Below are 21,203 nucleotides of genomic sequence, written 5' to 3'. Positions count from 1 at the left end.
CGACCATGGCACTGACAGAGACTATTTTTTAGGCGATTTGCAGATAACAATAGTAAGTTTAGTTGTTCTAAGCGTCTATTTTTATCAATAAAGCGGCAAAAAATAGTCCTGTCCCTGTTGTTGTCGTAAGGGCTGATGCTAAAATCGCCCTAGTCGTTGCGACTGTTTAAATAAAATCAGCTAGCCAATGCAATAAGCATTACCTGCAATTTTAACGACGACTAGAACACAGCTTTGATAAACTAGTAGCTATCAGCAGTGCGCATTTGTGAATGTTCAACACGCCCTAATTGAATTAGTTATACTACCTCTCTATTGCCCTACTGCCATAAAAGGATTTAGCATGCGACTAATGACAGCCGTTGATCAGCTTTTTTTACTCCTTGAGTCTCGTAAGCAGCCCATGCATGTGGGCGGCTTATTTTTATTTGAATTGCCAGAAGAAGAACAAGGAAAAGATAGCGAATTTGTTTATCAGCTCGTCCAACAATTGCAAAACTCTGAAGTGCCGCCAAGCTTTCCATTTAATCAAGTATTAGAAAACTTGCTATTTTGGAAGACAGATGATCAGTTCGATGTTGAGCATCATTTTCGCCATGTAGCGCTGCCTAATCCTGGCCGCGTACGTGAGCTGTTGATGTACATCTCTAAAGAGCATAGCCGCCTATTAGATCGAGCGATGCCGCTATGGGAGTGTCACGTCATCGAAGGTATTTTGCCAGAAGCTGAAGGGATGCCTGAGCGTTTCGCTTTATATTTCAAAATCCACCACTCTTTAGTCGATGGTATTGCCGCTATGCGCTTGGTACAAAAGGCTTTGTCACAATCACCCAATGAGCCGGTGACGCTACCTATCTGGTCACTCATCACCCGTCATGGCAAAAAAGCTGAAAACCTACTTCCCACTGCCCGCTCCGCTTCGCGTATCATTAAAGAGCAGCTATCGACTATCAAGCCGGTATTTACAGAACTTATCGATAACTTTAAACACAACGGCAAGCCCGATTATGTCGGTACCTTTGATGCGCCGATGAGTGTGCTCAATCAGCGTATCTCAGCCTCACGTCGTATCGCTGCGCAGTCCTATGATTTACAGCGTTTTCATACTATTGCCGATGCCTTTGGTGTCAATCAAAACGATGTGGTACTCGCGGTTTGTGCCGGCGCTATCCGTCGCTATCTACTCACTATGGAGGCGCTACCGAACAAGCCTTTGATTGCGTTTGTTCCTATGTCTCTACGTAAAGATGAGAGCGCCTCTGGTAATCAAGTCTCCTTTTTGATGGCTAATTTGGGGACACATCTTGAAGACCCCATTAAGCGGATGCAATTGATTCATGACAGTATGAATAGTGGTAAGCGCCGCTTTCGCCGCATGAACAAGGCGCAAGTTATTAACTATAGCGCCATCGCTTACGCTTGGGAGGGTCTCAACGTTCTAACGGGAATATTCCCCAAAAAACAAGCGTTTAACCTGATTATCTCTAACGTACCCGGCTCAAAAGAGCCGCTATACTGGAATGGCGCGCCGCTAAAAGCACTATATCCAGCCTCCATTTTGGTCGATGGCCAAGCGATGAATATTACTTTGGCGACTTACTTAGATAAGATTGAGTTTTGTATCACCGCGTGCAGTAAGCTGCTACCCCGCGTACAGGATATTTTACTGCTTATGGAAGAGGAGCTGAGCTTGCTTGAGAATATCTGCGAAGAGAAGCGCTTAGGCGTTCGCTACTAATTTGACGCCATCAATTCGTTAGTCATTGAGGCTAATGCTTTATCTTGAATCAATAAAAAAGCTGATCTCTATGAGGTCAGCTTTTTGCTAATAGTTTTTACTATTGGTTTTACCGCTTTGCATCAGTTATTTAAACCTAGCGCTGTTTAACTGATGTTAGTTAACTACTGTAGCGCGTCACCCCAGCAAGGGACGACCGTTTGCATGAGTGGTTTTAACAGTTTAACGTTACAGGCAAAGATGGAGCCTGAAGTCATAGAGTTATGAGCGCCAGTGTGATCGACTACTGTGCCGCGAGCTTCAGTGACAATCAGCTCGCCTGCAGCGATATCCCAAGGCTTGATAGACATCTCAAAATAGCCATCAAAACGACCGGCAGCTACGTAGCACAAATCTAGCGCCGCTGAGCCTAGACGGCGTACTTGCCCGCCCGCCTCAGAGATTTTTTGTAAGCTCTCAAAGTGCTGTTTGGCATAAGAGACGACTTCGCCGTTACGATGACGCTCTAAAGGATGGCCGGTAGTGAATAGACCGCCCTCTAAAGTTTTGCGATCGGTGACTTGCATGCGGCGGTTGTTCAAACGCGCGCCTTTGCCGCGGCTGGCTGAAAACATCTCATCACGTACTGGGTCGTAAACGACGCCATGCTCAGTGACGCCTTTGTACTGCACAGCGATAGACACGCAAAACTGCGGTACACCGTGGACAAAGTTCTTAGTGCCATCTAACGGATCGATGATCCAGCACCAGTCCGCATCTTCGCCGCGGCCGTCTTGTCTACCAAACTCTTCTCCTAAAAACGAGTGGTCAGGATAGCTGGCTTTGAGCGTGGCAATCGTTAACTCTTCGCTATAGCGGTCGATACGAGTCACTAAACCATCGAGCCCTTTTGACTCAGTGTCTAGCTCGACTTTGTGACGGTTTTGATGCGCGTATAGTATCTCTTTACCGACTTTTTCGGCAGCACGCGCTGCGATAACGACCATGGGTTCCATAAATAACCTATTTACTTGAGTGATAAAATAATATGTAAAAATTAAAGAAAAAAATACTGAAAAAAACTTAGAGATAAAAACTCTATGATAAAAGCTGCTGGAGCTGCTCGACGACTCCCATGACATCTAGACCACTATCAGCCCACTGCTCAGCTTGCGAGCCATGAGCGATAAACCGATCGGTAATCCCAATGTTGCGCAGTAAAGGCCGCTGCTGTCTAAAAGCGGCAGAGTCGTTAAGGAGATACTCATTAACCGCACTGCCGGCGCCGCCCATAAGCATATGTTCTTCTAAAGTTGCGATATGAGTCACTCCTTGCGCAAGTATTGACTCAATCAGCTCGCTATCTAAAGGTTTGACCCAGCGCATATTGACCACTTGTACTTGCAACGTATCATCGCTGCTACGGCTTTGATCAATGATACGGACTGCGGCCTCTTGCGCTGTCGCGACCATAGTACCAAAAGCCAAAATCGCAAGCTTAGTGGGCGCATTATCATCTCCGAGTACAGACTCTACCACCGCCTGCCCGACTTTGTATTGCTGCAGCGGGTACTCGATGACCGCACCAATGCCCTTTCCTCGTGGATAACGGACTGCAGCGGCACCTTTATACTCATAACAAGTGTTCAATAACTGATAACACTCGTTTTCGTCTTTTGGCGCGGCGATTATCATGTTGGGTACGCAGCGTAAAAACGCAAAATCAAAGACTCCAGCATGAGTCGCGCCATCTTCACCGACAAGTCCAGCTCTATCGATAGCAAAGGTAACATCGAGATCTTGTAGTGCCACGTCGTGTATCAGTTGATCATAGCCGCGCTGCAAAAAAGTTGAATAGATAGCGACGATCGGTTTGACGTCTTGCGTTGCCATACCCGCAGCCAAAGTGACGGCATGCTGCTCGGCAATAGCCACATCAAAAAAGCGCTCTGGGAACTGACGCGCAAAGTCAGTCATGCCTGAACCTTCCTCCATCGCCGGCGTGATAGCCAGCAGACGCTCATCGGTAGCGGCTTTATCGCACAAAAACTGCCCAAAAACTTGCGAATACTTTAAGGCAGAAGTAGCGGCACAATTAACAATAGGCGCTTGTTCAGCACTTTTTTCTTCGTTATGAGTTTGTTGGCTATTGGTGCTATTATTTTGCGTAGCATCAGTCTTAGCACTGGTTTCAACAGGCAGTTTGCTAATAGCGTGATAACCCACAGGATCCGCTTCCGCTGGCGCAAAGCCTTTGCCTTTAGTGGTATAGATATGCACCAGTACTGGACCTGACACTTGCTTGGCCAGTGATAACACACGCACCAGTTCAGGGATATTATGACCATCAAAAGGGCCAAAATAAGTAAAGCCTATCGCTTTAAATAAATTGTCTTCTATCACCGGCACGTCACGATGCTCTTTGTGGCGTTTACGGCGATCAAACCCCTGCATGTCAGGGCGCTGGCAGACGATAGGCTGGCCGGTATCAGAGATATCTACTTGATACCCCGACTCCCATAGCATGGCCAAATGCCGCGAAAACCCGCCAATCGAACAAGATATCGACATGTCATTGTCATTTAAAATCACCAACAAATCGGCATCTTGCTGCACCGCGTCGTTCATGGCTTCAAACGCCATACCGCCCGTCATCGCCCCATCACCAATCACACAAGCGACGGTCTGCTCAAGGCCTTGGTAACGCAGCGCCAAGCTCATACCTAAACCGGCCGAAATCGATGTAGAGGAATGTCCAACGCCAAAGGTGTCATATACGGACTCTACGCGCTCAGGAAACGCAGTTAGCCCATCTTTTGACCGAATACTATGTAGCTGCTCACGGCGGCCAGTCAGGACTTTATGAGCATAAGCTTGATGCCCCACATCCCAAACGATTTGATCGTGCGGCGCATCTAGCAAGTAATGCAGGACAATGGTCAGCTCGACCACGCCTAGGTTGGCACCAAAGTGTCCGCCACTTTGACCGGCCGAATACAACAAAAAAAGGCGCAGCTCATCGGCTAACGCAATCAGCTGAGCGCTACTAAAGGCATTTAAATCAGCAGGCGTATCGATACTATCGAGCAGCGGCGTCTGCGGGCGCACACGTGGGATCGCCGTATAAGTCTGCTGCAGACTGGGCAGCTGAACCGCAGACGTAGTGGCTGACGCAGATACGGACTGAGACTGTGGGGAATAAGGTGACTGCTGCATAAACCGTACGATACCTACCAATCTGCTGACAAGGCATCGCCTTACCATACTGTTATATTATATATGTTACAAGTGACTCTACGAGCGGTATAAAACATAATTAAGCGATGAAGGCGCTATCTCAGCGGCTATCGACATTGACCTAATAGACTCATTACCGTCTCGCCACGCGCTGATAGCATACCCCATTACTTTGCATTTATCGCAAGCAATGTTGACGATGCAGTAGCCTGAGCACAAAGACTTGTCACTGTATCTGTTAAAATAGTATGGCATAATAGCATTTTTTTTAATCTGTCGCTTCAATCATCGTGCATCGTCTGTGAACTTTGTGTGTTTTTCTGCTCAATCGGCATCTACCCTATATTCATTTGCAAATATTAAACAGACCCTAGTATTTTGGATAAAAGCAACAATATAGTCCTATAGACGCAACCACTTTTGAACTCTATATATTAAAATATTAGACTCTATAATATTAGACCCTATGTATTTTTATAGTCGGTGTTTATCTTATAGCAAATAATTATGGGTGCTGACATATCTCTACTTATCATTTGTGTACAGCATCATAAACAGATAAACGAACCTTAATTATAAACCCTCATTGATAATAAAGCCGTTCTTGAATGTGACGAATTTGATTATCCGATGATCGGCCTTTGCAGGACCTAAATGTCATACCAATTTATTACTAGCGCAGCCCTACCTACTCATCATGGCGATTTTGATATTCATGTCTTTGAGAATGAAGATGGTCAAGAGCATGTGATGCTGACCATAGGCTTGCCCATAGATAAGAAAAATAAGCAAGATAATACAGACGATCAGCCGATACCTCTGGTTCGTATTCATTCTGAGTGCTTAACCGGCGATGCTTTTGGCTCTTTGAAATGTGATTGTGGTCCGCAGCTTAATACCGCAATGCAGGCCATTCAAGACAATGGCTGCGGCGCTATCTTATATCTACGTCAAGAAGGCCGCGGTATCGGTTTGACCAATAAGATACGTGCTTACGCGCTACAAGATCAGGGCCATGATACTTTAGATGCCAATTTAATGTTAGGCTTGCCCGCAGATGCGCGCATTTATGATATGTGTCAGCCGATGCTTGCGCACGTCGGTGTGGATGAGGTTCATCTCATTACTAACAACCCCGATAAAGTTGCTTATCTAAGCGAAAACGGTGTCAAAGTCGCCAAGCGCATTCCGCTAGTCGTTGGTATCAATGACGCTAACGCTGACTATTTGGCAACCAAACGCGATCGCATGGGGCATCTATTCGATAAAGAGTTCAATACTGCCATTCATCTTAATAAATAAGCGCTGAGTTGGCACACACAGACCTTGAGCGTCTAAACACACTAGATACTATAGATATTCTTATGAGTCATTCAGATAACACTAGCAGTCATTCTCACCCTGAGCCTGTCACCCCTACTCACGATGATATTGCGCGAGTACGAGCGTTTTTAGTTGAGCTACAAGCGAATATCTGTCAAGCGTTAGAAGCGCAAGAGCGTAAGGGTGGCGGCACTGCTACTTTTGTTCCAGATGATTGGGAGCGTCCTGAAGGTGGCGGCGGCCGCTCTTGTATTTTGGCAGATGGTGAGGTTATCGAAAAAGCAGGCGTGATGTTCAGCCATATCCATGTGCATAATCTGCCAGCCTCAGCGACCGCGCGCCATCCTAATATTGCTGGTCGCCGTGCGCAAGCGATGGGCGTCTCCTTAGTGGTTCATCCCAAAAACCCTAATGTACCTACTAGCCACGCAAATGTGCGTCTGTTTGTCGCTGAGGCCGAAGGCGAAGATCCGATTTGGTGGTTCGGTGGCGGCTTTGATCTGACGCCGTTTTATCCGGTGCTTGCTGACTGCGTACACTGGCATCAGGTCTGTCACGATCTGTGCGCGCCTTTTGGCGATACTGTCTACCCTGACTTTAAGCAGTGGTGTGATGAGTACTTCCATCTGCGTCATCGTGATGAGCAGCGCGGTATTGGCGGGCTGTTCTATGACGATGTCAACTTTGAGAGTCGCGGCTGGGATTTTGAGAGATGCTTTGACTTTATGAAAGCCGTCGGCAACGGCTATCTCGATGGTATCTTGCCTATTTTTGAGCGGCGTCAAGACACGTCCTTTACCGATGAGCAGCGCCAATTTCAGCTCTATCGCCGCGGTCGCTACGTCGAGTATAACTTAGTCTATGATCGTGGTACGCTATTTGGCCTACAGAGCAACGGCCGTATTGAGTCTATCTTAGTGAGTATGCCGCCGCTTGCCAGTTGGCACTATCGTTTTGAGCCAAGCCCCGGCACGGCTGAGTTTGAGCTGACTGATTATTATTTGAAGCCGCGTGATTGGTTGAATTTATAGCTTTTGACGATACAATGAACGCTGCTTTTACCGACAAGTGTTTTATAAACTACTCATGGTACAGTTTATAGCGCGATGCTATTGACAGTGAATATGGTAATCAGCAATATAGTCCGCTATACGTGAAGACTCACTTTTAGGTCAGCTTTTATAGGTCAGCTTTTATAGCTGACCTTTATCGTTACAGAGCCTTTATAACGGATCAATTACACAAATACTCTACACAACTCATCGCTGCACCCTATATATTTAGGGCAATAAGTATAAAAAATAAGGGTGCTTTTATCATACTTTTAGTTTGCACTACTTTTTTTTAGTTGAGAATCACCCTTTAACAACAGCCACTATTTAGGCAAAGCATGAGATAATGCGCCTAACTTAATAGCCATTAAATAAGGAAGTTTGCATATGCTATCCCTTCACCGCAAAACCCCAATAAAATCTATCTTTGGCATCGCTTTGATGTCTGCTGCTCTAGGCCTAACTGCTTGTAGCGCACCTTTAGACCCTGATGTCAAAGCCCGTCAAGATATTATGAAAGATTATGGTGATGCGATGGGTATTATAGGCGATATGGTAAAAGCGCCAGATACCTTTGATGCAGAGCTTTTAAAAGACCAAACCTCATTTTTGGCAGAAGCGTCACAAAACCCTTGGGCACATTTTGAAAACCAAGAAGCTATTGGTAATGCGACCGAAGCCGTTTGGAGCGATAATGCAAGCTTTGTCGCTGAGTCAGAGAAATTTCAACAAGTGACCGCTGAATTGAATAACGCCGCTCAGAGCGCCACTAGCGTCGATGACTTTGCACCTGCCTTTAAAGAAGTAGGCGCTAGCTGTAAGTCATGTCATACCGACTTTAAAGTCAAAACTGACTAAGATTAAAGACTGACGATCCGTTACTGCTAAGAGCAGAAAATAAAACCGCTATATCAGCTGATATAGCGGTTTTTTATTGCCAAAAAATCTCACGCTAACGCAGCTCTTTGAAATAACGCTCTAAGCAAATTACTCTGTCTCCGCTTTTTTGGCATTATCATCATCATTAACATTGTCATCTTGCTCCTTATTTATCTGCTTAACAATAGATTTCACTGAAGGATCGCTCAAATCTATCGTACGTATAGGGAATGGAATATTGATACCGGCTGCATCCAGCGCTTTTTTGACTTCTACGATGACTTGATGAATAGAAGCGACTTTATTAGCCTGAGTGCCGTTATCAATAAACCAACGTACTGTCAGATCCATAGAAGAGCCGCCAAACCCTGTAGCAATCACGCTTGGTGTCGCTTTTTTCGATACGCTTTCAACTTTATCCAAAGCTTGTAGAATCTCAGCCTTTGCTGTTTCGATATCGTCTTCATAACCAATGCCCACCGCCACTTGTAAGCGGCGCTGCTTATAAGCGGTATTGACCGTCAATGCCGAGGTATATAGCTCCGAGTTTGGAATAACCACTTGCCTACCATCATAGGTTCTAATCGTCGTTGCACGAATCTTAATGTCTTCAACGGTGCCTTCGTAGTCCCCTGAGACGATTTGATCACCGATACGAAACGGCTCTGAGATAAGTAACAAAATACCAGATAATAAGTTTTGGAAGATGTCTTTGAAGGCAAAACCAATCGCCACCGAACCAATACCCAGCGCGCCGATTAATTTGGCTGGTGTAAATCCTGGAATAGCGACAACCATGGCGATCATAAAGCCAATAAACAGAATAAGTGCCCCGCCTATCCGCTGAAATACCTTCACCAAATTTTGATGACGCACGCGCGCGCCTAAGGTTTTATGCACGACTTTTTTGAAAATAATCGACAATAGCCAAAAAATCCCCAACACAATGAGCGCCGCTACAAAATATGGAATGCGCTCAATAAAGCCACTTGCCAAGTCTTGCGTGGTATAGACCACTTGTTGATAGACGGTCACACCATCGGTTAGCGTGTTCGATAGGCGACTCACGTCGGGGGTGGGCATAAAGGGTTGCTCCTATTGCTGTTTTAGCGCGCGTTTAAGGGGATAAATAAATAAACATCTCACTGCTGTTTTGCCAGTTATGACATCAAATCAGCTTGTACGATTTCAATCCAGTAGCCATCAACATCTTTGATAAAGGCAATGTTCTTCATGCTGCCATCTTCGGGGCGTTTTTTGAACTCAACATCGTTCTTATCAAACCAAGCGATGGCTTCATCCAAGTTCGGTACACTAAAACAAATGTGTCCAAAGCCTTGAGGGTCTTGGTTGCCATCATGATAGCTAAAGTCAGCTTTTGTCTCAGTGCCATAATTATGGGTCAGCTCTAAGATACCGCGCTGACGGAAAGCAAAGATTTCTAAATCATCACCAGCAGGCAGGTTCTCACGCTCGCTCTCAGTTAGCTTTGCCAAGAAATACAGATCAAATTCCATATCAGGGAATTTTTTGACCGCAAGCAGTGTCATACCCAACACGCCAGTATAAAACGCCAATGACTTGGCAGGATCTTTGACGCGTAGCATAGTGTGATTGAAAGTAAATCCTGTCGTTTGCGTAGAGATTGACTGGACGCCATCTGTACTGATACTGCTCGCAGGCTGTGCGATGGTTGCGTTATTATTACTAGATGGAGTAGACATAATTATCCCAATATAATTTAGAAAATGCAGTTATAAATAAGCGAATCACGATGATCGCAATTCGCTTGGCTCTTTCATCATAATAAAAAATGGCAAAATAATTGATAGGGTTTTGTAAGAATATGAACAAAGTATGTTCATGTTTAGATATATATTAGCTGTCTAAGAACCTCACCTTACCTGTCTCTAGGTCATACTCAGCACCGACAACAAGTAGCTGACCACTGTTAGTCAAGTCCTCTAGTGCACGCGATCCATGTCTGAGCTGACTCACTGACATGCGCACGTTGGCACGGATAGAGCGATCAACCAGCTCATCGGCATCGACGTCTTGACCATTGGCGGTCGCCAGCTCATGCAAGTTATAGACACTTGGGCGAATGCGATCAACGATCGATTGCAAATTAGGTGAATAGTTCTGCTCAGGATTGATCAGTGTCTCGACGCAAGCTGTGACAGCACCGCATTTTGAGTGTCCAAGGACCACCACCAACTGCGTACCGAAAGCTTCGGCGGCAAACTCAATTGAGCCAATCTGTGATGGCGCCACTACATTGCCGGCCACACGTATGACAAACAAATCCCCCAAGCCTTGATCAAAGACAATCTCAACAGGTACTCGTGCATCCGAGCAGCCCAAAATAATGGCTAATGGATTTTGATCTTTGACCAACTCTGGACGACGCTGCATATATTCATCGGTACTGGTGAGACTGTCAACGTAGCGGGCGTTACCTTGCTTCAACATCTCTAATGCTTCAGCGCCTGTTGCTAGGCGGTTCTCGGCTGTCATAAGATATCCTTAAATAACTTTTGGGTAGATATGGGTAGATAATTGGCTACGAGCACAGGCTTCAAAACCCGCTCACTTAGATCATAAAGTAGTCACTGGTAAAGACTTTATTCAACCAGTAATCGTAATAATTGTATAGCAATAAAAAAGCGATTAATAATGAAAATTTGCTTTTTATGGTTACGAGCGGTTTGCTCTTTTATTACAATGACTAACCAGCAAGCTCTTGCAATCGATACTGAACTTGCACTTATTTGCGCAGCGGGTTTGTTATAATAACCCGCACTTGACTCTCGCTATATATGCGATTGATTTGGATAATCAGGACTTTCGTTCATGACTGACTCGCCCGCGCCCACTGCTCAAACCAATAATGCTCAGACTGATAGCACTCAGACTAATAGCACAGATGCTACTGGTAAGACGCTACTGCAACTGACAGGTATCAAAAAGTCTTACGATCAGACCGAAGTTCTCAAGGACATCACGCTCGACATCAAGCATGGCGAGTTTTTGACGCTGCTTGGGCCGTCTGGTTGTGGTAAAACTACCTTGCTGCGTCTGATTGCAGGGTTTGAGCAACCAAGCGTTGGTAAGATTCAACTCGATGGTATGCAAATGGCAGGTTTGCCCGCTGATAAACGTCCGGTCAATACTGTATTTCAGCAGTACGCTTTATTTCCACATATGACAGTTGCGCAAAACGTCGCTTATGGCCTAAAGATTAAAAAAGTGCCTAAGGCGGAGATACAAACCCGCGTGCGTGAGATGTTAGCTATGGTGCAGATGGAGCATCTAGCCAATCGCCGTCCGCAAGATCTGTCTGGTGGCCAGCAGCAGCGCGTCGCTATTGCCCGCGCCGTTATCAATCGCCCTAAACTATTATTACTTGATGAACCACTCTCAGCCCTCGATCATAAGCTACGCTTGCAGATGCAATCAGAGCTCAAACGCCTGCAGCGCGAGCTTGGCATCACCTTTGTGTTTGTGACTCACGATCAAGAAGAGGCGCTGTCTATGTCGGATCGTATTGCGGTGATGAAAGACGGTAGATTCCAACAAATTGGCACCCCTATCCAAATCTATGAAACTCCGGCCAATTTATTCACCGCCAAATTCATCGGCGAGGCCAATCTCTTTGAAGCAAAAGTACACGGCGTCTATCCTGATCAGCCTGATCGCAATGGCCAGATCACCAATGGCCGTATCGAAGTTGAGGTTTGTGAAGCGCAGGATCATACAACTGATGCCCCTCATCTACGAAATCTGCGCCGTCCTGATTTTGCCAATGCCGTGCAAGTCGGTGACAAGGTCAACCTCCTACTACGACCTGAGGATCTGCGGATTTATGATCCTAAAGATGAGACTCACTCTGGATTATTGGGGCGCGTGATTGAAAGTAACTATAAAGGCAGCACGCTTGATTCGATCATTGAGCTTGAAAACGGTCATATCATTAAAGCCTCAGAGTTCTTCGATGAAGAAGATCCAAGCTTTGATTACAAAATGCATGAGGCGGTAAAAGTCTCTTGGGTCGATGGTTGGGAGTGGCTATTACCAAATGACACCTTTACTAGCGATGGTACGGCTGATGACGCGGCTTTCAATCATGCAGCCGCTGAAGCGGTGACCGCCGATACTATGAGAGGCCCTAACGCTATGCAAAAGGATATGGACTAATGGCGGGTAGTAGCTTGACTAGTAAAGGCGCTTTTCGCACGGTTACCTTATGGCTGATATGGGGCTGGCTGCTGATATTTGCGCTACTGCCCAATATCTTAGTCATTGCGGTCAGTTTTTTGACACGCGATACGAGCGATTTTATCAGCTTACCTGTCACTATTGACAGCTATCTACGCTTGCTTGACCCGCTGTATTTTGAGGTGTTTGCCCATTCGTTATGGATGGCGGGTATTACTACTGTGCTGTGCTTATTACTCGGTTATCCGTTTGCTTGGCTGGTCTCTCGTGTTCATCTGCGCTGGCAGCCGTTACTCATGCTGCTGCTGATATTACCGTTTTGGACCAACTCCTTAGTGCGGGTCTATGCGCTCAAGCTGCTACTAGCGACGAATGGCCTTATTAATAAGGCACTACTTGCCATCGGTATCATCGAGACGCCTATCAATATGCTCTACACCCAAGGCGCAGTGATCGTTGGCCTAACTTATCTCCTCTTCCCCTTTATGGTGCTGCCGTTGTACGCGGTATTTACGGACTTGCGTGATGACATGCTCTTGGCGTCACAAGATTTGGGTGCAAGCAGGCGGCAGACTTTTTGGCACATAGTATTGCCACTTACAACGCCCGGTATCATCTCCGGAGTCTTACTCGTGCTGCTACCGGCGATGGGTATGTTCTATGTCGCTGATATCTTGGGCGGATCGCGCAACCTACTCGTTGGTAACATCATCAAAAATCAATTTTTAGATGCCCGCGACTGGCCATTTGGTGCGGCGGCTAGTGTGCTATTGACGCTTGCGATGGCGGTATTACTCTTAGCTTATCGCGCTAGTAGTAAACGCATTGGCAAAACTGACTTCAATGAGGTGGCCTGATGTCTGCTAATTCTGCTAACTCAATGAGTAAAAACCAACCCTCGACAAAAACCAATAAACCGCTAAAACTAGGAAATTTGTTTGCCAAGGGCTATCTAAGCTTAATCTATCTACTGCTGTATTTACCCATTATTGTCCTAGTAGTCATGTCTTTTAATGAGTCTAAGACGGGCTACAACTGGGGCGGCTTTAGCCTAAAGTGGTACGAGTCGCTGTTTAATAATCAAGCGATGCTCGATGCTTTTTGGCACTCTATCGTCTTAGGACTCATCGCAGCGACTGTCTCTACTTTGATCGGTACTTTGACCGCTATGGCGCTACATCGCTATGATTTTCGCGGTAAAGGGCTATTAAATGGCCTATTGTTTGTACTAATGATGTCGCCTGAGATTGTCCTAGCTATCTCACTACTGGCACTGTTTTTATTGATAGGCTTACAGCTAGGCTTTGTGTCTTTACTAATAGCGCATATTACTTTTTGCCTGCCGTTCGTGGTCATTACTGTCTTTGCGCGTTTGAGCAGCTTAGATGAGCGGCTAATGGAGGCGGCGCGTGACTTGGGTGCATCTGAGTCGACGATGATCCGTACGGTACTGATTCCGGTGATTATGCCTGCGGTAATGGCGGGTTGGTTATTGGCTTTTACCTTATCACTCGATGATATGGTGGTCTCGACCTTTGTGACTGGCCCTAGCTATGAAATCCTGCCGCTGCGAATATATTCTATGGTGCGTGTCGGTCTTAAGCCTGAGGTTAATGCCGTCGGCACGCTGTTGTTAGCTGCTTCATTAGTATTAGTGATTATGTCGCAGCTCTTATTGCGTAAGCGTTAAGTTAGTAGGGTCTGTTGTAGGCTGGCGCCTTTAGACTAGCTTTAAAACCTTACAAAAGCTTCTTGGAAATTCTATTTAAAGAATTTCCCTTGCAAAGCTAAAATTGCAGTGCAATTTTTTAACGCTTCTCAGGACTAAAACCTGAGGTCAACGCTGTCGGAACGCTATTGTTAGCCGCGTCCTTGGTATTAGTGATTATCTCACAGCTATTATTACGTCGTCGCTAGAGCAGTTATTAGCTATGAGTGAACTTCAGCACTTTATCGATTATAATGAATGCACTTCATCCTCACTACCGAGCTATTTATGCTAGAGCTTCGTCATCTCAATACCTTAACCGCGCTTAGAGCCCATGGCTCGCTGGCTGCGGCCGCCGATGAGCTGCATGTCACCGCCTCTGCCGTCTCGCATCAGCTAAAAGAGCTGGAAAACTATTATGATATCAGCCTCGTTAATCGCCGCACGCGCCCGCTCACTTTCACGCCAGCAGGTAAAGTCGTGCTAGCCTTAGCGGATAATATCATGCCGCAAGTCACGCGTACCAAAAACGATCTAAAGCGCTTAGCGCATGGGCAAGCCGGTCGCCTGCGTCTGGCCTCTGAGTGCCATAGCTGTTTTGATTGGTTGATGCCGATACTCAATCACTATCGCCGCGAGTGGTCGGATGTCGAGCTTGATTTTGCCACTGGCTTTGAGCCTGAGCCGCATCATTTACTGATGGAAGGTGATATTGATTTATTGATTACTACCAGTAACTTACCGCTTGAGGGTATCAGCTATCAGCCGTTATTTGAGTATGAGAGCCGATTGGTGCTCTCACCCACTCATGATTTGGCTGAGCGAGACTTTGTAACGTCTACAGACCTGATCGATGAGACTTTGATCGCCTATCCAGTCGAAGCCAAACGCCTCGATATTATTGCTAATTTTATGACGCCAAGCGATGTGAGCTTTGCCGATATTCGCACCACGGAGCTGACCGCAATGCTCATCCAGCTGGTCGCCAGCGAGCGCGGCGTGGCAGCATTGCCTGATTGGGTAGTAAGCGAGTATGAAAAAAAAGGTTGGGTGGTCTCTCGGCCATTGGGGGACGGCGTGTATTGTCAGCTTTATGCAGCAACGCGCACGGCGAACCAAGATATGGCGTATATGCAGGGGTTTGCGAGTTTACTTGATGGGATTGTTAAGCCGGTTTAGAGCTTTATTTGTCATAACGCCCGTTATGAGAACAATATTTAGTTTTTGAAGATAGTTGCGAGTTGCAGACTAGTCCATACTCTAACTAAATATTACGTCTTTCATAGTATGATTTTTACTAAAGGCTTAGAACACGTATACATTTAAAGAAATACACAGCTGATAATTTGTTGGATTTTTTGAGCAGACAGGGGGATAAGGATTTGATGATAGACTTAGTAAAAGGACTTGAACGTAGAGTTGATACTAAAATAAATTATGAATCATTTCAAAAAAAGGGATAAAAATGAGTAACAATTTAGTTCCTTATCCAATCAAACTGACTTATACCCTCAAACAGCACTTCATAAATATAATTGGCTCGATATTTATATTTATTCTGGGTTGCTTTGTTGCTCCGATCGCTAAGCAAGAAGGAGATTGGATTATAGTTAGTATTGGATGGTTGCTCATAGGAGGTGGTAGCTTTGGTCTTTTACTTTTATCTTATATTTGGTTAGGTAAAAAGCCAATAGTAACGATTGAACAAGCTGGAATTTCTTTTTTTCATGTGTTTAAGTCAAATCAGCAACACTTAATATTATGGCGAGATATCGAAAGGTTAGATTTACACCCTTTAACTCGCGGTCATACTAATCACTGGATATTGACTATCTATCTAAAAGCAGGTAGCTCTATAGGAAAACCATTAAAACCTATGCTATACAATGGATCAATTTTAGACGAGAAGGAAGTTTTTAATCTAATCGAACTAATATTCGATCGACATACAGTATGAAATTTGAATTTTTTATAGAGTGAGGTGGTAAGACAAAAATCCGGTACACCCAAAAATATATGTTTAGCTCAAGCTAAGAATACGGTTCCCTAGTGAGGACTTGAATATTCGGTTGTACGCTATTGTTATCATCACTCCTAGTTATTTATAGTAGCTCCGTGTACACAGTAGTGTCCTTTTTAACATGAAATGGCGGTATATCCATTTCATGTTAAGTCACTGTAGACCATTAAGTATAAGACGGCCTTTAAACCACCAGGCTCCTGATCAACGTTCGATGACTTAAATTAATCTGTATACCATTGTCGTTCGCCTACTTAGCACTAGCACCGATGACTTTATGACTTGAGCCAGCGTGCCATTTGTCTTATTGGGTTTGTGTTAAGCACGGCAAATTGTACGTGTTCTAGCGAAAATCAAAAAACTCATAATGAATATTTTTGGCAGGAATACCATTTTCTTTCATTAACTCTTGTACTTTTCCTAAAAGCCCTTTTGGACCGCAAAAACTAATCTGAATCTGCTTTGGATTAACTTCACTGGCGACTTGCCGAATGGTTTCAGCCATGGCATTACTGCCACTTGGGTTGGCTACGAAATCTACTCCAGACTGTTCTGTCATCTCCTGCATACGCTCAACACTTGGAAAAACACGCGCAGGATCGAAGCAATATATCAGAGTGGCACGTTCAAAATGACCGATAGTTTTATCCTCTTGCCAAGAAATAAAGGGAGAGATTCCTACTCCGGCACCAATCCAGATTTCACGCTCTGCATTTGATATACGTTTAAAATTACCATGAGGCGCATAAATATCAGCCAACATACCCACTTTGGCTTGTTCATTTAGCTTTTTTGTATAATCACCCAATGCTCGAATCACAAAATGGATGTGTCCAGTATCAGAAGGTGCGTTAGCTATGGTAAAAGGATGCGGCTCGTGCAAACCTGGTTCTTTAAGAGAGATAAAGGCAAATTGACCAGCCTTAAATTGAAACCCTTTACGGACTGGCTCAAACTCCAAGTGTACCGCCGCTTTGCCCTGGGATATAGCGACTAACTTATACTCTCCGGCTTTGGCAATGAATGGGTACAATATCATCTTGTACAATGCTGCAATCACGCCTACAGAACAAAGTAGTGCTAACCAAATACCTGCTGGACTAGTCAGTGTGATGGGAGACTCAAAGCTCAGCCAATGTAGTATAACGATTAAAAAAAGTGGGCCTGAGAACTTATGCAACCAACGCCAGTTGCCATACGGGATTTTGCGATTCAGCGCCAGTAGTATAATCAGACCTAACGCGACAAGGCTGAGTTGACGCATCAAACGCGTCCAATATTTGGACAACTCCAAAATGGGCGCAAGATCCCAAGCGTCTAGCTTGGCTTTGAAGACAAAATGATAGACAGCGAAAATAAGTGCCCATATAGCAATCCACTTATGCGCTTCATAAACCCTGTCCAGACCGCCAAAGAGCCTTTCAATACCGTGCCAACGGCTAGCGAGTATGCATGAGCTTGCCATGCACGCTAAAGCCGAAGCACCCATTATCAAACTGACTGTTGCTGATGTGATCCACGTTTCAGAGGAAATTTGCATGAGTACAGTGATTGAAGTGATCAGTACGACACTACCGATCACTTGCCATGACTTTAAAGCCATAAGAATCTCCCGAAAAATTATTTTATTGCCGTTAAGAAAGCTTGATTTAACAAGTAGGTATTTATTGAGAAGTATGGCTAATAATACAGCCTGATTCTTAAATAATTCTTAAGTGGTGTATATGGCACGACGTAGGCTACCGGTTCGCTGCACAATGATTTACCTGTTTTAACGTCCTAAGCTCACCTTAAGATTTGTTTGTTGTAATAGCGATAAGGCAGATGATGTGATATCTCGTCTGCTTACGATATCTTGCTGATTTTCAGTGTTTAGCAGCGGGTGTTGTCAATAAACAAACAAATGATTAAGGAGTGACAACCATGAGCCAAAAAGACATCATTAATTGGGACGACTCTTCTGCACATGTACCGAACATGCCTAAAGCGAGGCAAGTAAAAGTTTGGGACCTATTAGTAAGAGTGACTCATTGGACAGTCGCAGCTGGTATTATTGCTAATCTGTTTTTTACCGAAGATGGTGGTGAGTGGCATGAGTATGTCGGCTATACCGTTTTGGGACTGGTGGTCATACGTTTACTTTGGGGTCTGGTTGGCACGCGCTATGCACGCTTTACTGGCTTTTTCCCCACACCAAAACGACTCAAACGGCATGTATCAGATTTAAGCGTTCGACGCGTTGATGAGCAGAATCTTGGTCATAACCCCTTGGCCGCACTGATGATGTTATCGTTATGGGCTGTGACTATAGGGTTAGGACTAACCGGTTATCTGATGGAAGCAGGGCTGTTTGGTGATAAAGAGGTGCTTGAAGAGATTCATGAGTTATTAGCAAACAGCTTATATCTACTGGTTCCTCTACATATCATCGCAGCGATTGCCATGAGTTACTGGCAACGCCAAAACCTCATTAAATCAATGATAACGGGCAAAAAAACGGTGACAGACAAGCCGACTACTATGAAATAAGTCAAGCGATGGAGCACTTATGGCACGCATATTATTGATAGAAGACGACAGCACCATCGCTGATGGAATTGTCCTTGGCTTAAAAAGTCATGGCATGATGGTGGATTGGTTTGGTGATGCCAAGCAAGGTGAGATGGCGCTGCAAGATGGCATGTTTGATGCGGTACTGCTGGATTTGACCTTGCCAAAAGGTGATGGCATGACCGTCCTAAAAAACTGGCGGGAAAAACACATAGATACGCCAGTATTGATTATCACCGCTCGCGATGCGATTGCCAATCGTGTGGCAGGACTCAATGCCGGCGCTGATGATTATTTGGTGAAGCCATTTGCATTAGATGAGGTGATTGCCCGTCTACAAGCATTGATGAGACGCAGCCAAGGTCGGTGTCAACCTGAAGTCCGTTATGGCGAAGTGGCCTATCAGCCTCAGAATCAGCAAGTCTCTTATCAAGGCAAAATGGTAGAATTAACCATCAAAGAAGTGGCAATCTTAGAGCAAATGCTGACCCACCCTAAGCAAATCCACAGCCGCGCAAGCTTAGAAGACAAGCTATATGGGTGGCAACAAGATATCGAAAGCAATGCCATTGAAGTACACATTCATCATTTACGTAAAAAACTGGGCAATGATTTTATCTTGACCAAACGCGGTATTGGCTACTATCTCAATCCAGTCCATAACCACCATTAACCACCGTTAGGCATTCAACGGTCTGTTTTTGGTGCCTCCACTTTGTCTGCTACTTGGTGAGCCTATGAAAAGTATTCAGCAACGGCTATTAACATCGCTACTGATTGGTTTACCTTTGCTGTGGGTGCTTACCTCAAGCTTTATTGCGTGGAAGCTTTGGCACGAAATCAATGAGATGAATGACACCCAAATCACTCAAGTTGCCCGTTATTTAATAGGGGTCGCCCCCAAAGAAGAGGACGATAAAGACCATCATAGGCAAAGGGATGATAACAAAAAGCACACGCCCAAAATCTATGCGTTAAAAAGTAAGCAGCTATCAGGTGATCTTGGTGAGGCTGAGGATGACTATATGGGCTTTGCCATTTGGGATAAAAAAGGCCGTCTATTAATGGCTGATGAAAATGGTCAATCATTTGCTTTTTTGCCAGACCAGCATGGGTTTTTAGAAGAGCATGATTCTGCCTATCAGCGCCTCAACCCTTTTAGTAAGCGCTGGCGTTTATTTTACGTCCATGATGATCATGACTATGAAGGTCGGGTCATTGCCGTCGGACAGAACCTCAAATCTCGCCGAGAGATGATTACTGATGCCATGTCCGTGCAAGTGCTGCCGATGTTGATTGGGCTATTTGCATTTATGGGTTTGGTGGTGTGGCTGATCCGGCGGGGGTTTATGCCGTTAACTCAGATTAGTAGTGCGCTTGAACAGCGTCAACCGCAAGATGATAGCCCCATCACAGCGGACGTGCCCAAAGAGATCCAACCGTTAGTGAGCGCCTTAAATGTCTTGTTTGTAAAAGTCGCGGATACCCTAGCACGTGAGCAGCGCTTTACCGCCGATGCCTCACATGAGCTTAGAAGCCCGCTTGCGGCGTTAAAGCTACAAGCTGATTTGTTACAGCAGCAGATATTGCAGTTATCTGGCGTAGAAGACGATAATCAGCTGTTCTATCATGCCCAAAACATTAGCAATGGCATTGAGCGGGCCACTCATTTGGTCGATCAACTGCTGATTTTAGCCAAAATAGAACCGCAACAACAATTACCTCCTGAGCAATTAGAAAGTCCGGATTGGTTGATGCTAACGGATATTGTACTCAGTGATGTCAATCGGCTGGCTCGTGAAAAGCACATGCAATTAAAACGCACTGTGAACTGTGACAATCCTGCTGATATTCTACCCATCCTTATCAATCCAATTTTATTCAAACTGCTCATCCGTAACCTGTTGGACAATGCCATTCGCTATTGTCCCGAGGGCGCTTTGATTGAACTTCAGCTCGACACCAATGCTATTAGAGTGGTCGATAATGGCAGTGGCGTCGAGCCAGAACAACTGACGCGCTTAAGCGAGCGCTTTTATCGCCCAGCAGGTCAAAGCCAATTAGGTAGCGGTCTTGGGCTATCCATTGCCAATCGAATAGCAGAGCTGCACGGTCTGACGTTAGAGTTTGCTAACCGCTCTCAACCAGAAACTGGCTTTATCGTCACGATAAGACATAAAAAAGCGATATCAAGCATCTGATAAAACGATAAAAATTAATCGGCGTGGGCTTAAGGTTGAGTTAATATTTACCCCGTATGCTAGTTGTATTCCCTAATAATATAGACGGAGTACAATCTTATGAGCCTACCTCTATTAAAACCCTTATTATTGACTGTTGGTGCAACCTCATTAGTGTTTTTTGGTGGCGTTATCGCCTTATCTGTCCAGTCGCCCAGCGCTGATGACGCACTATCAGCTGCGAATGCCATGAGTCAAAATACTGACATTACCTCTATATCCTCTGATTTATCGTCCTTTAAAGCCGTGGCAAACCCTC

At 45.1% G+C, this 21,203-nt stretch carries 18 protein-coding genes; 12 read left to right on the top strand and 6 right to left on the bottom strand.

The genetic code is table 11. The annotated features are described in order from the left end of the window. The first annotated feature begins 343 nt into the window (after positions 1-343). Positions 344-1,738 carry a WS/DGAT/MGAT family O-acyltransferase gene (locus W234_RS0104270; protein WP_025645081.1) on the top strand — a complete coding sequence of 465 codons (1,395 nt, stop codon included), beginning with the start codon at positions 344-346 and terminating at the stop codon, positions 1,736-1,738. A 164-nt stretch (positions 1,739-1,902) separates the two neighbouring features. Here the strand turns inward: W234_RS0104270 and W234_RS0104265 are convergent, their stop codons facing one another. Next, on the bottom strand, positions 1,903-2,733 hold the full coding sequence (locus tag W234_RS0104265) for an inositol monophosphatase family protein (RefSeq protein ID WP_025645079.1): 831 nt from the start codon (positions 2,731-2,733) through the stop codon (positions 1,903-1,905). An 82-nt stretch (positions 2,734-2,815) separates the two neighbouring features. Continuing rightward, positions 2,816-4,933 carry a 1-deoxy-D-xylulose-5-phosphate synthase gene (gene dxs / locus W234_RS0104260; RefSeq protein WP_025645077.1) on the bottom strand — a complete coding sequence of 706 codons (2,118 nt, stop codon included), beginning with the start codon at positions 4,931-4,933 and terminating at the stop codon, positions 2,816-2,818. Between the two features lie 675 nt (positions 4,934-5,608). Here dxs and ribA point away from each other — a divergent pair. The 3 genes from ribA (at position 5,609) to W234_RS0104245 (ending at position 8,187) form a co-directional block, all read left to right on the top strand. Further along, positions 5,609-6,256 carry a GTP cyclohydrolase II gene (ribA, locus tag W234_RS0104255; protein ID WP_025645075.1) on the top strand — a complete coding sequence of 216 codons (648 nt, stop codon included), beginning with the start codon at positions 5,609-5,611 and terminating at the stop codon, positions 6,254-6,256. 62 nt (positions 6,257-6,318) lie between these two features. Beyond that, complete coding sequence (gene hemF / locus W234_RS0104250) at positions 6,319-7,308, top strand: oxygen-dependent coproporphyrinogen oxidase (protein ID WP_025645073.1); 990 nt, start codon at positions 6,319-6,321, stop codon at positions 7,306-7,308. Positions 7,309-7,716: 408 nt separating this feature from the next. Next, positions 7,717-8,187, top strand: a complete 471-nt coding sequence (locus tag W234_RS0104245; RefSeq protein WP_025645071.1) for a c-type cytochrome — start codon at positions 7,717-7,719, stop codon at positions 8,185-8,187. A gap of 129 nt (positions 8,188-8,316) precedes the next feature. Here W234_RS0104245 and W234_RS0104240 read toward each other — a convergent pair whose 3' ends face one another. The 3 genes from W234_RS0104240 to W234_RS0104230 all read right to left on the bottom strand — a co-directional run bounded on the left by W234_RS0104240 (position 8,317) and on the right by W234_RS0104230 (position 10,725). Next, complete coding sequence (locus W234_RS0104240; RefSeq protein WP_025645069.1) at positions 8,317-9,291, bottom strand: mechanosensitive ion channel family protein; 975 nt, start codon at positions 9,289-9,291, stop codon at positions 8,317-8,319. 77 nt (positions 9,292-9,368) lie between these two features. Beyond that, complete coding sequence (gene gloA, locus W234_RS0104235; RefSeq protein ID WP_025645067.1) at positions 9,369-9,932, bottom strand: lactoylglutathione lyase; 564 nt, start codon at positions 9,930-9,932, stop codon at positions 9,369-9,371. Positions 9,933-10,086: 154 nt separating this feature from the next. Then, positions 10,087-10,725, bottom strand: coding sequence for a carbonic anhydrase (locus W234_RS0104230; protein WP_025645065.1), 639 nt, complete (start codon positions 10,723-10,725; stop codon positions 10,087-10,089). 336 nt (positions 10,726-11,061) lie between these two features. Between W234_RS0104230 and potA the strand changes: the two genes are divergently transcribed. The 5 genes from potA (at position 11,062) to W234_RS0104205 (ending at position 16,091) form a co-directional block, all read left to right on the top strand. Beyond that, positions 11,062-12,405 (top strand): spermidine/putrescine ABC transporter ATP-binding protein PotA, encoded by a 1,344-nt coding sequence (potA, locus tag W234_RS0104225; RefSeq protein ID WP_025645063.1) that lies wholly within the window; start codon positions 11,062-11,064, stop codon positions 12,403-12,405. After that, a complete protein-coding gene (gene potB / locus W234_RS0104220; protein WP_025645061.1) occupies positions 12,405-13,283 on the top strand; it encodes a spermidine/putrescine ABC transporter permease PotB in 879 nt (292 codons plus the stop codon). Before potA ends, potB begins: the two co-directional genes overlap by 1 nt. Beyond that, a complete protein-coding gene (gene potC, locus W234_RS0104215) occupies positions 13,283-14,116 on the top strand; it encodes a spermidine/putrescine ABC transporter permease PotC (RefSeq protein WP_025645059.1) in 834 nt (277 codons plus the stop codon). Before potB ends, potC begins: the two co-directional genes overlap by 1 nt. Before the next feature lie 306 nt (positions 14,117-14,422). Next, on the top strand, positions 14,423-15,313 hold the full coding sequence (locus tag W234_RS0104210) for a LysR family transcriptional regulator (RefSeq protein WP_025645057.1): 891 nt from the start codon (positions 14,423-14,425) through the stop codon (positions 15,311-15,313). A gap of 286 nt (positions 15,314-15,599) precedes the next feature. Further along, positions 15,600-16,091, top strand: coding sequence for a hypothetical protein (locus W234_RS0104205; protein WP_025645055.1), 492 nt, complete (start codon positions 15,600-15,602; stop codon positions 16,089-16,091). Positions 16,092-16,497: 406 nt separating this feature from the next. On the opposite strand, the gene W234_RS0104200 is transcribed toward W234_RS0104205, so the two are convergent. After that, on the bottom strand, positions 16,498-17,757 hold the full coding sequence (locus W234_RS0104200; protein ID WP_020444588.1) for a ferric reductase-like transmembrane domain-containing protein: 1,260 nt from the start codon (positions 17,755-17,757) through the stop codon (positions 16,498-16,500). Between the two features lie 320 nt (positions 17,758-18,077). Here W234_RS0104200 and W234_RS0104195 point away from each other — a divergent pair, with 320 nt between their 5' ends. From W234_RS0104195 to W234_RS0104185, 3 genes are all read left to right on the top strand, one after another. Continuing rightward, positions 18,078-18,683 (top strand): cytochrome b/b6 domain-containing protein, encoded by a 606-nt coding sequence (locus tag W234_RS0104195; RefSeq protein WP_020444589.1) that lies wholly within the window; start codon positions 18,078-18,080, stop codon positions 18,681-18,683. Between the two features lie 19 nt (positions 18,684-18,702). Beyond that, positions 18,703-19,377 carry a response regulator gene (locus W234_RS0104190; RefSeq protein WP_020444568.1) on the top strand — a complete coding sequence of 225 codons (675 nt, stop codon included), beginning with the start codon at positions 18,703-18,705 and terminating at the stop codon, positions 19,375-19,377. A gap of 64 nt (positions 19,378-19,441) precedes the next feature. Next, entirely contained in the window at positions 19,442-20,905 is a 1,464-nt protein-coding gene (locus W234_RS0104185) for an ATP-binding protein (RefSeq protein WP_011959972.1), read from the top strand. Positions 20,906-21,203 lie beyond the last annotated feature (298 nt).

It is taken from the genome of Psychrobacter sp. TB15 (genome assembly GCF_000511655.1).
Lineage (GTDB): Bacteria > Pseudomonadota > Gammaproteobacteria > Pseudomonadales > Moraxellaceae > Psychrobacter > Psychrobacter submarinus.
This window is presented reverse-complemented; position numbering and strand designations above follow the sequence as displayed.

Bases quoted from the DNA above. Each gene is read 5' to 3' on its own strand.
- dxs (WP_025645077.1), bottom strand. From the start codon at position 4,933: ATGCAGCAGTCACCTTATTCCCCACAGTCTCAGTCCGTATCTGCGTCA.
- W234_RS0104185 (WP_011959972.1), top strand. From the start codon at position 19,442: ATGAAAAGTATTCAGCAACGGCTATTAACATCGCTACTGATTGGTTTA.
- W234_RS0104200 (WP_020444588.1), bottom strand. From the start codon at position 17,757: ATGGCTTTAAAGTCATGGCAAGTGATCGGTAGTGTCGTACTGATCACT.
- W234_RS0104265 (WP_025645079.1), bottom strand. From the start codon at position 2,733: ATGGAACCCATGGTCGTTATCGCAGCGCGTGCTGCCGAAAAAGTCGGT.
- W234_RS0104245 (WP_025645071.1), top strand. From the start codon at position 7,717: ATGCTATCCCTTCACCGCAAAACCCCAATAAAATCTATCTTTGGCATC.
- W234_RS0104240 (WP_025645069.1), bottom strand. From the start codon at position 9,291: ATGCCCACCCCCGACGTGAGTCGCCTATCGAACACGCTAACCGATGGT.
- W234_RS0104195 (WP_020444589.1), top strand. From the start codon at position 18,078: ATGAGCCAAAAAGACATCATTAATTGGGACGACTCTTCTGCACATGTA.
- gloA (WP_025645067.1), bottom strand. From the start codon at position 9,932: ATGTCTACTCCATCTAGTAATAATAACGCAACCATCGCACAGCCTGCG.
- potC (WP_025645059.1), top strand. From the start codon at position 13,283: ATGTCTGCTAATTCTGCTAACTCAATGAGTAAAAACCAACCCTCGACA.
- potA (WP_025645063.1), top strand. From the start codon at position 11,062: ATGACTGACTCGCCCGCGCCCACTGCTCAAACCAATAATGCTCAGACT.
- W234_RS0104190 (WP_020444568.1), top strand. From the start codon at position 18,703: ATGGCACGCATATTATTGATAGAAGACGACAGCACCATCGCTGATGGA.
- hemF (WP_025645073.1), top strand. From the start codon at position 6,319: ATGAGTCATTCAGATAACACTAGCAGTCATTCTCACCCTGAGCCTGTC.
- W234_RS0104210 (WP_025645057.1), top strand. From the start codon at position 14,423: ATGCTAGAGCTTCGTCATCTCAATACCTTAACCGCGCTTAGAGCCCAT.
- W234_RS0104230 (WP_025645065.1), bottom strand. From the start codon at position 10,725: ATGACAGCCGAGAACCGCCTAGCAACAGGCGCTGAAGCATTAGAGATG.
- W234_RS0104205 (WP_025645055.1), top strand. From the start codon at position 15,600: ATGAGTAACAATTTAGTTCCTTATCCAATCAAACTGACTTATACCCTC.
- ribA (WP_025645075.1), top strand. From the start codon at position 5,609: ATGTCATACCAATTTATTACTAGCGCAGCCCTACCTACTCATCATGGC.
- potB (WP_025645061.1), top strand. From the start codon at position 12,405: ATGGCGGGTAGTAGCTTGACTAGTAAAGGCGCTTTTCGCACGGTTACC.
- W234_RS0104270 (WP_025645081.1), top strand. From the start codon at position 344: ATGCGACTAATGACAGCCGTTGATCAGCTTTTTTTACTCCTTGAGTCT.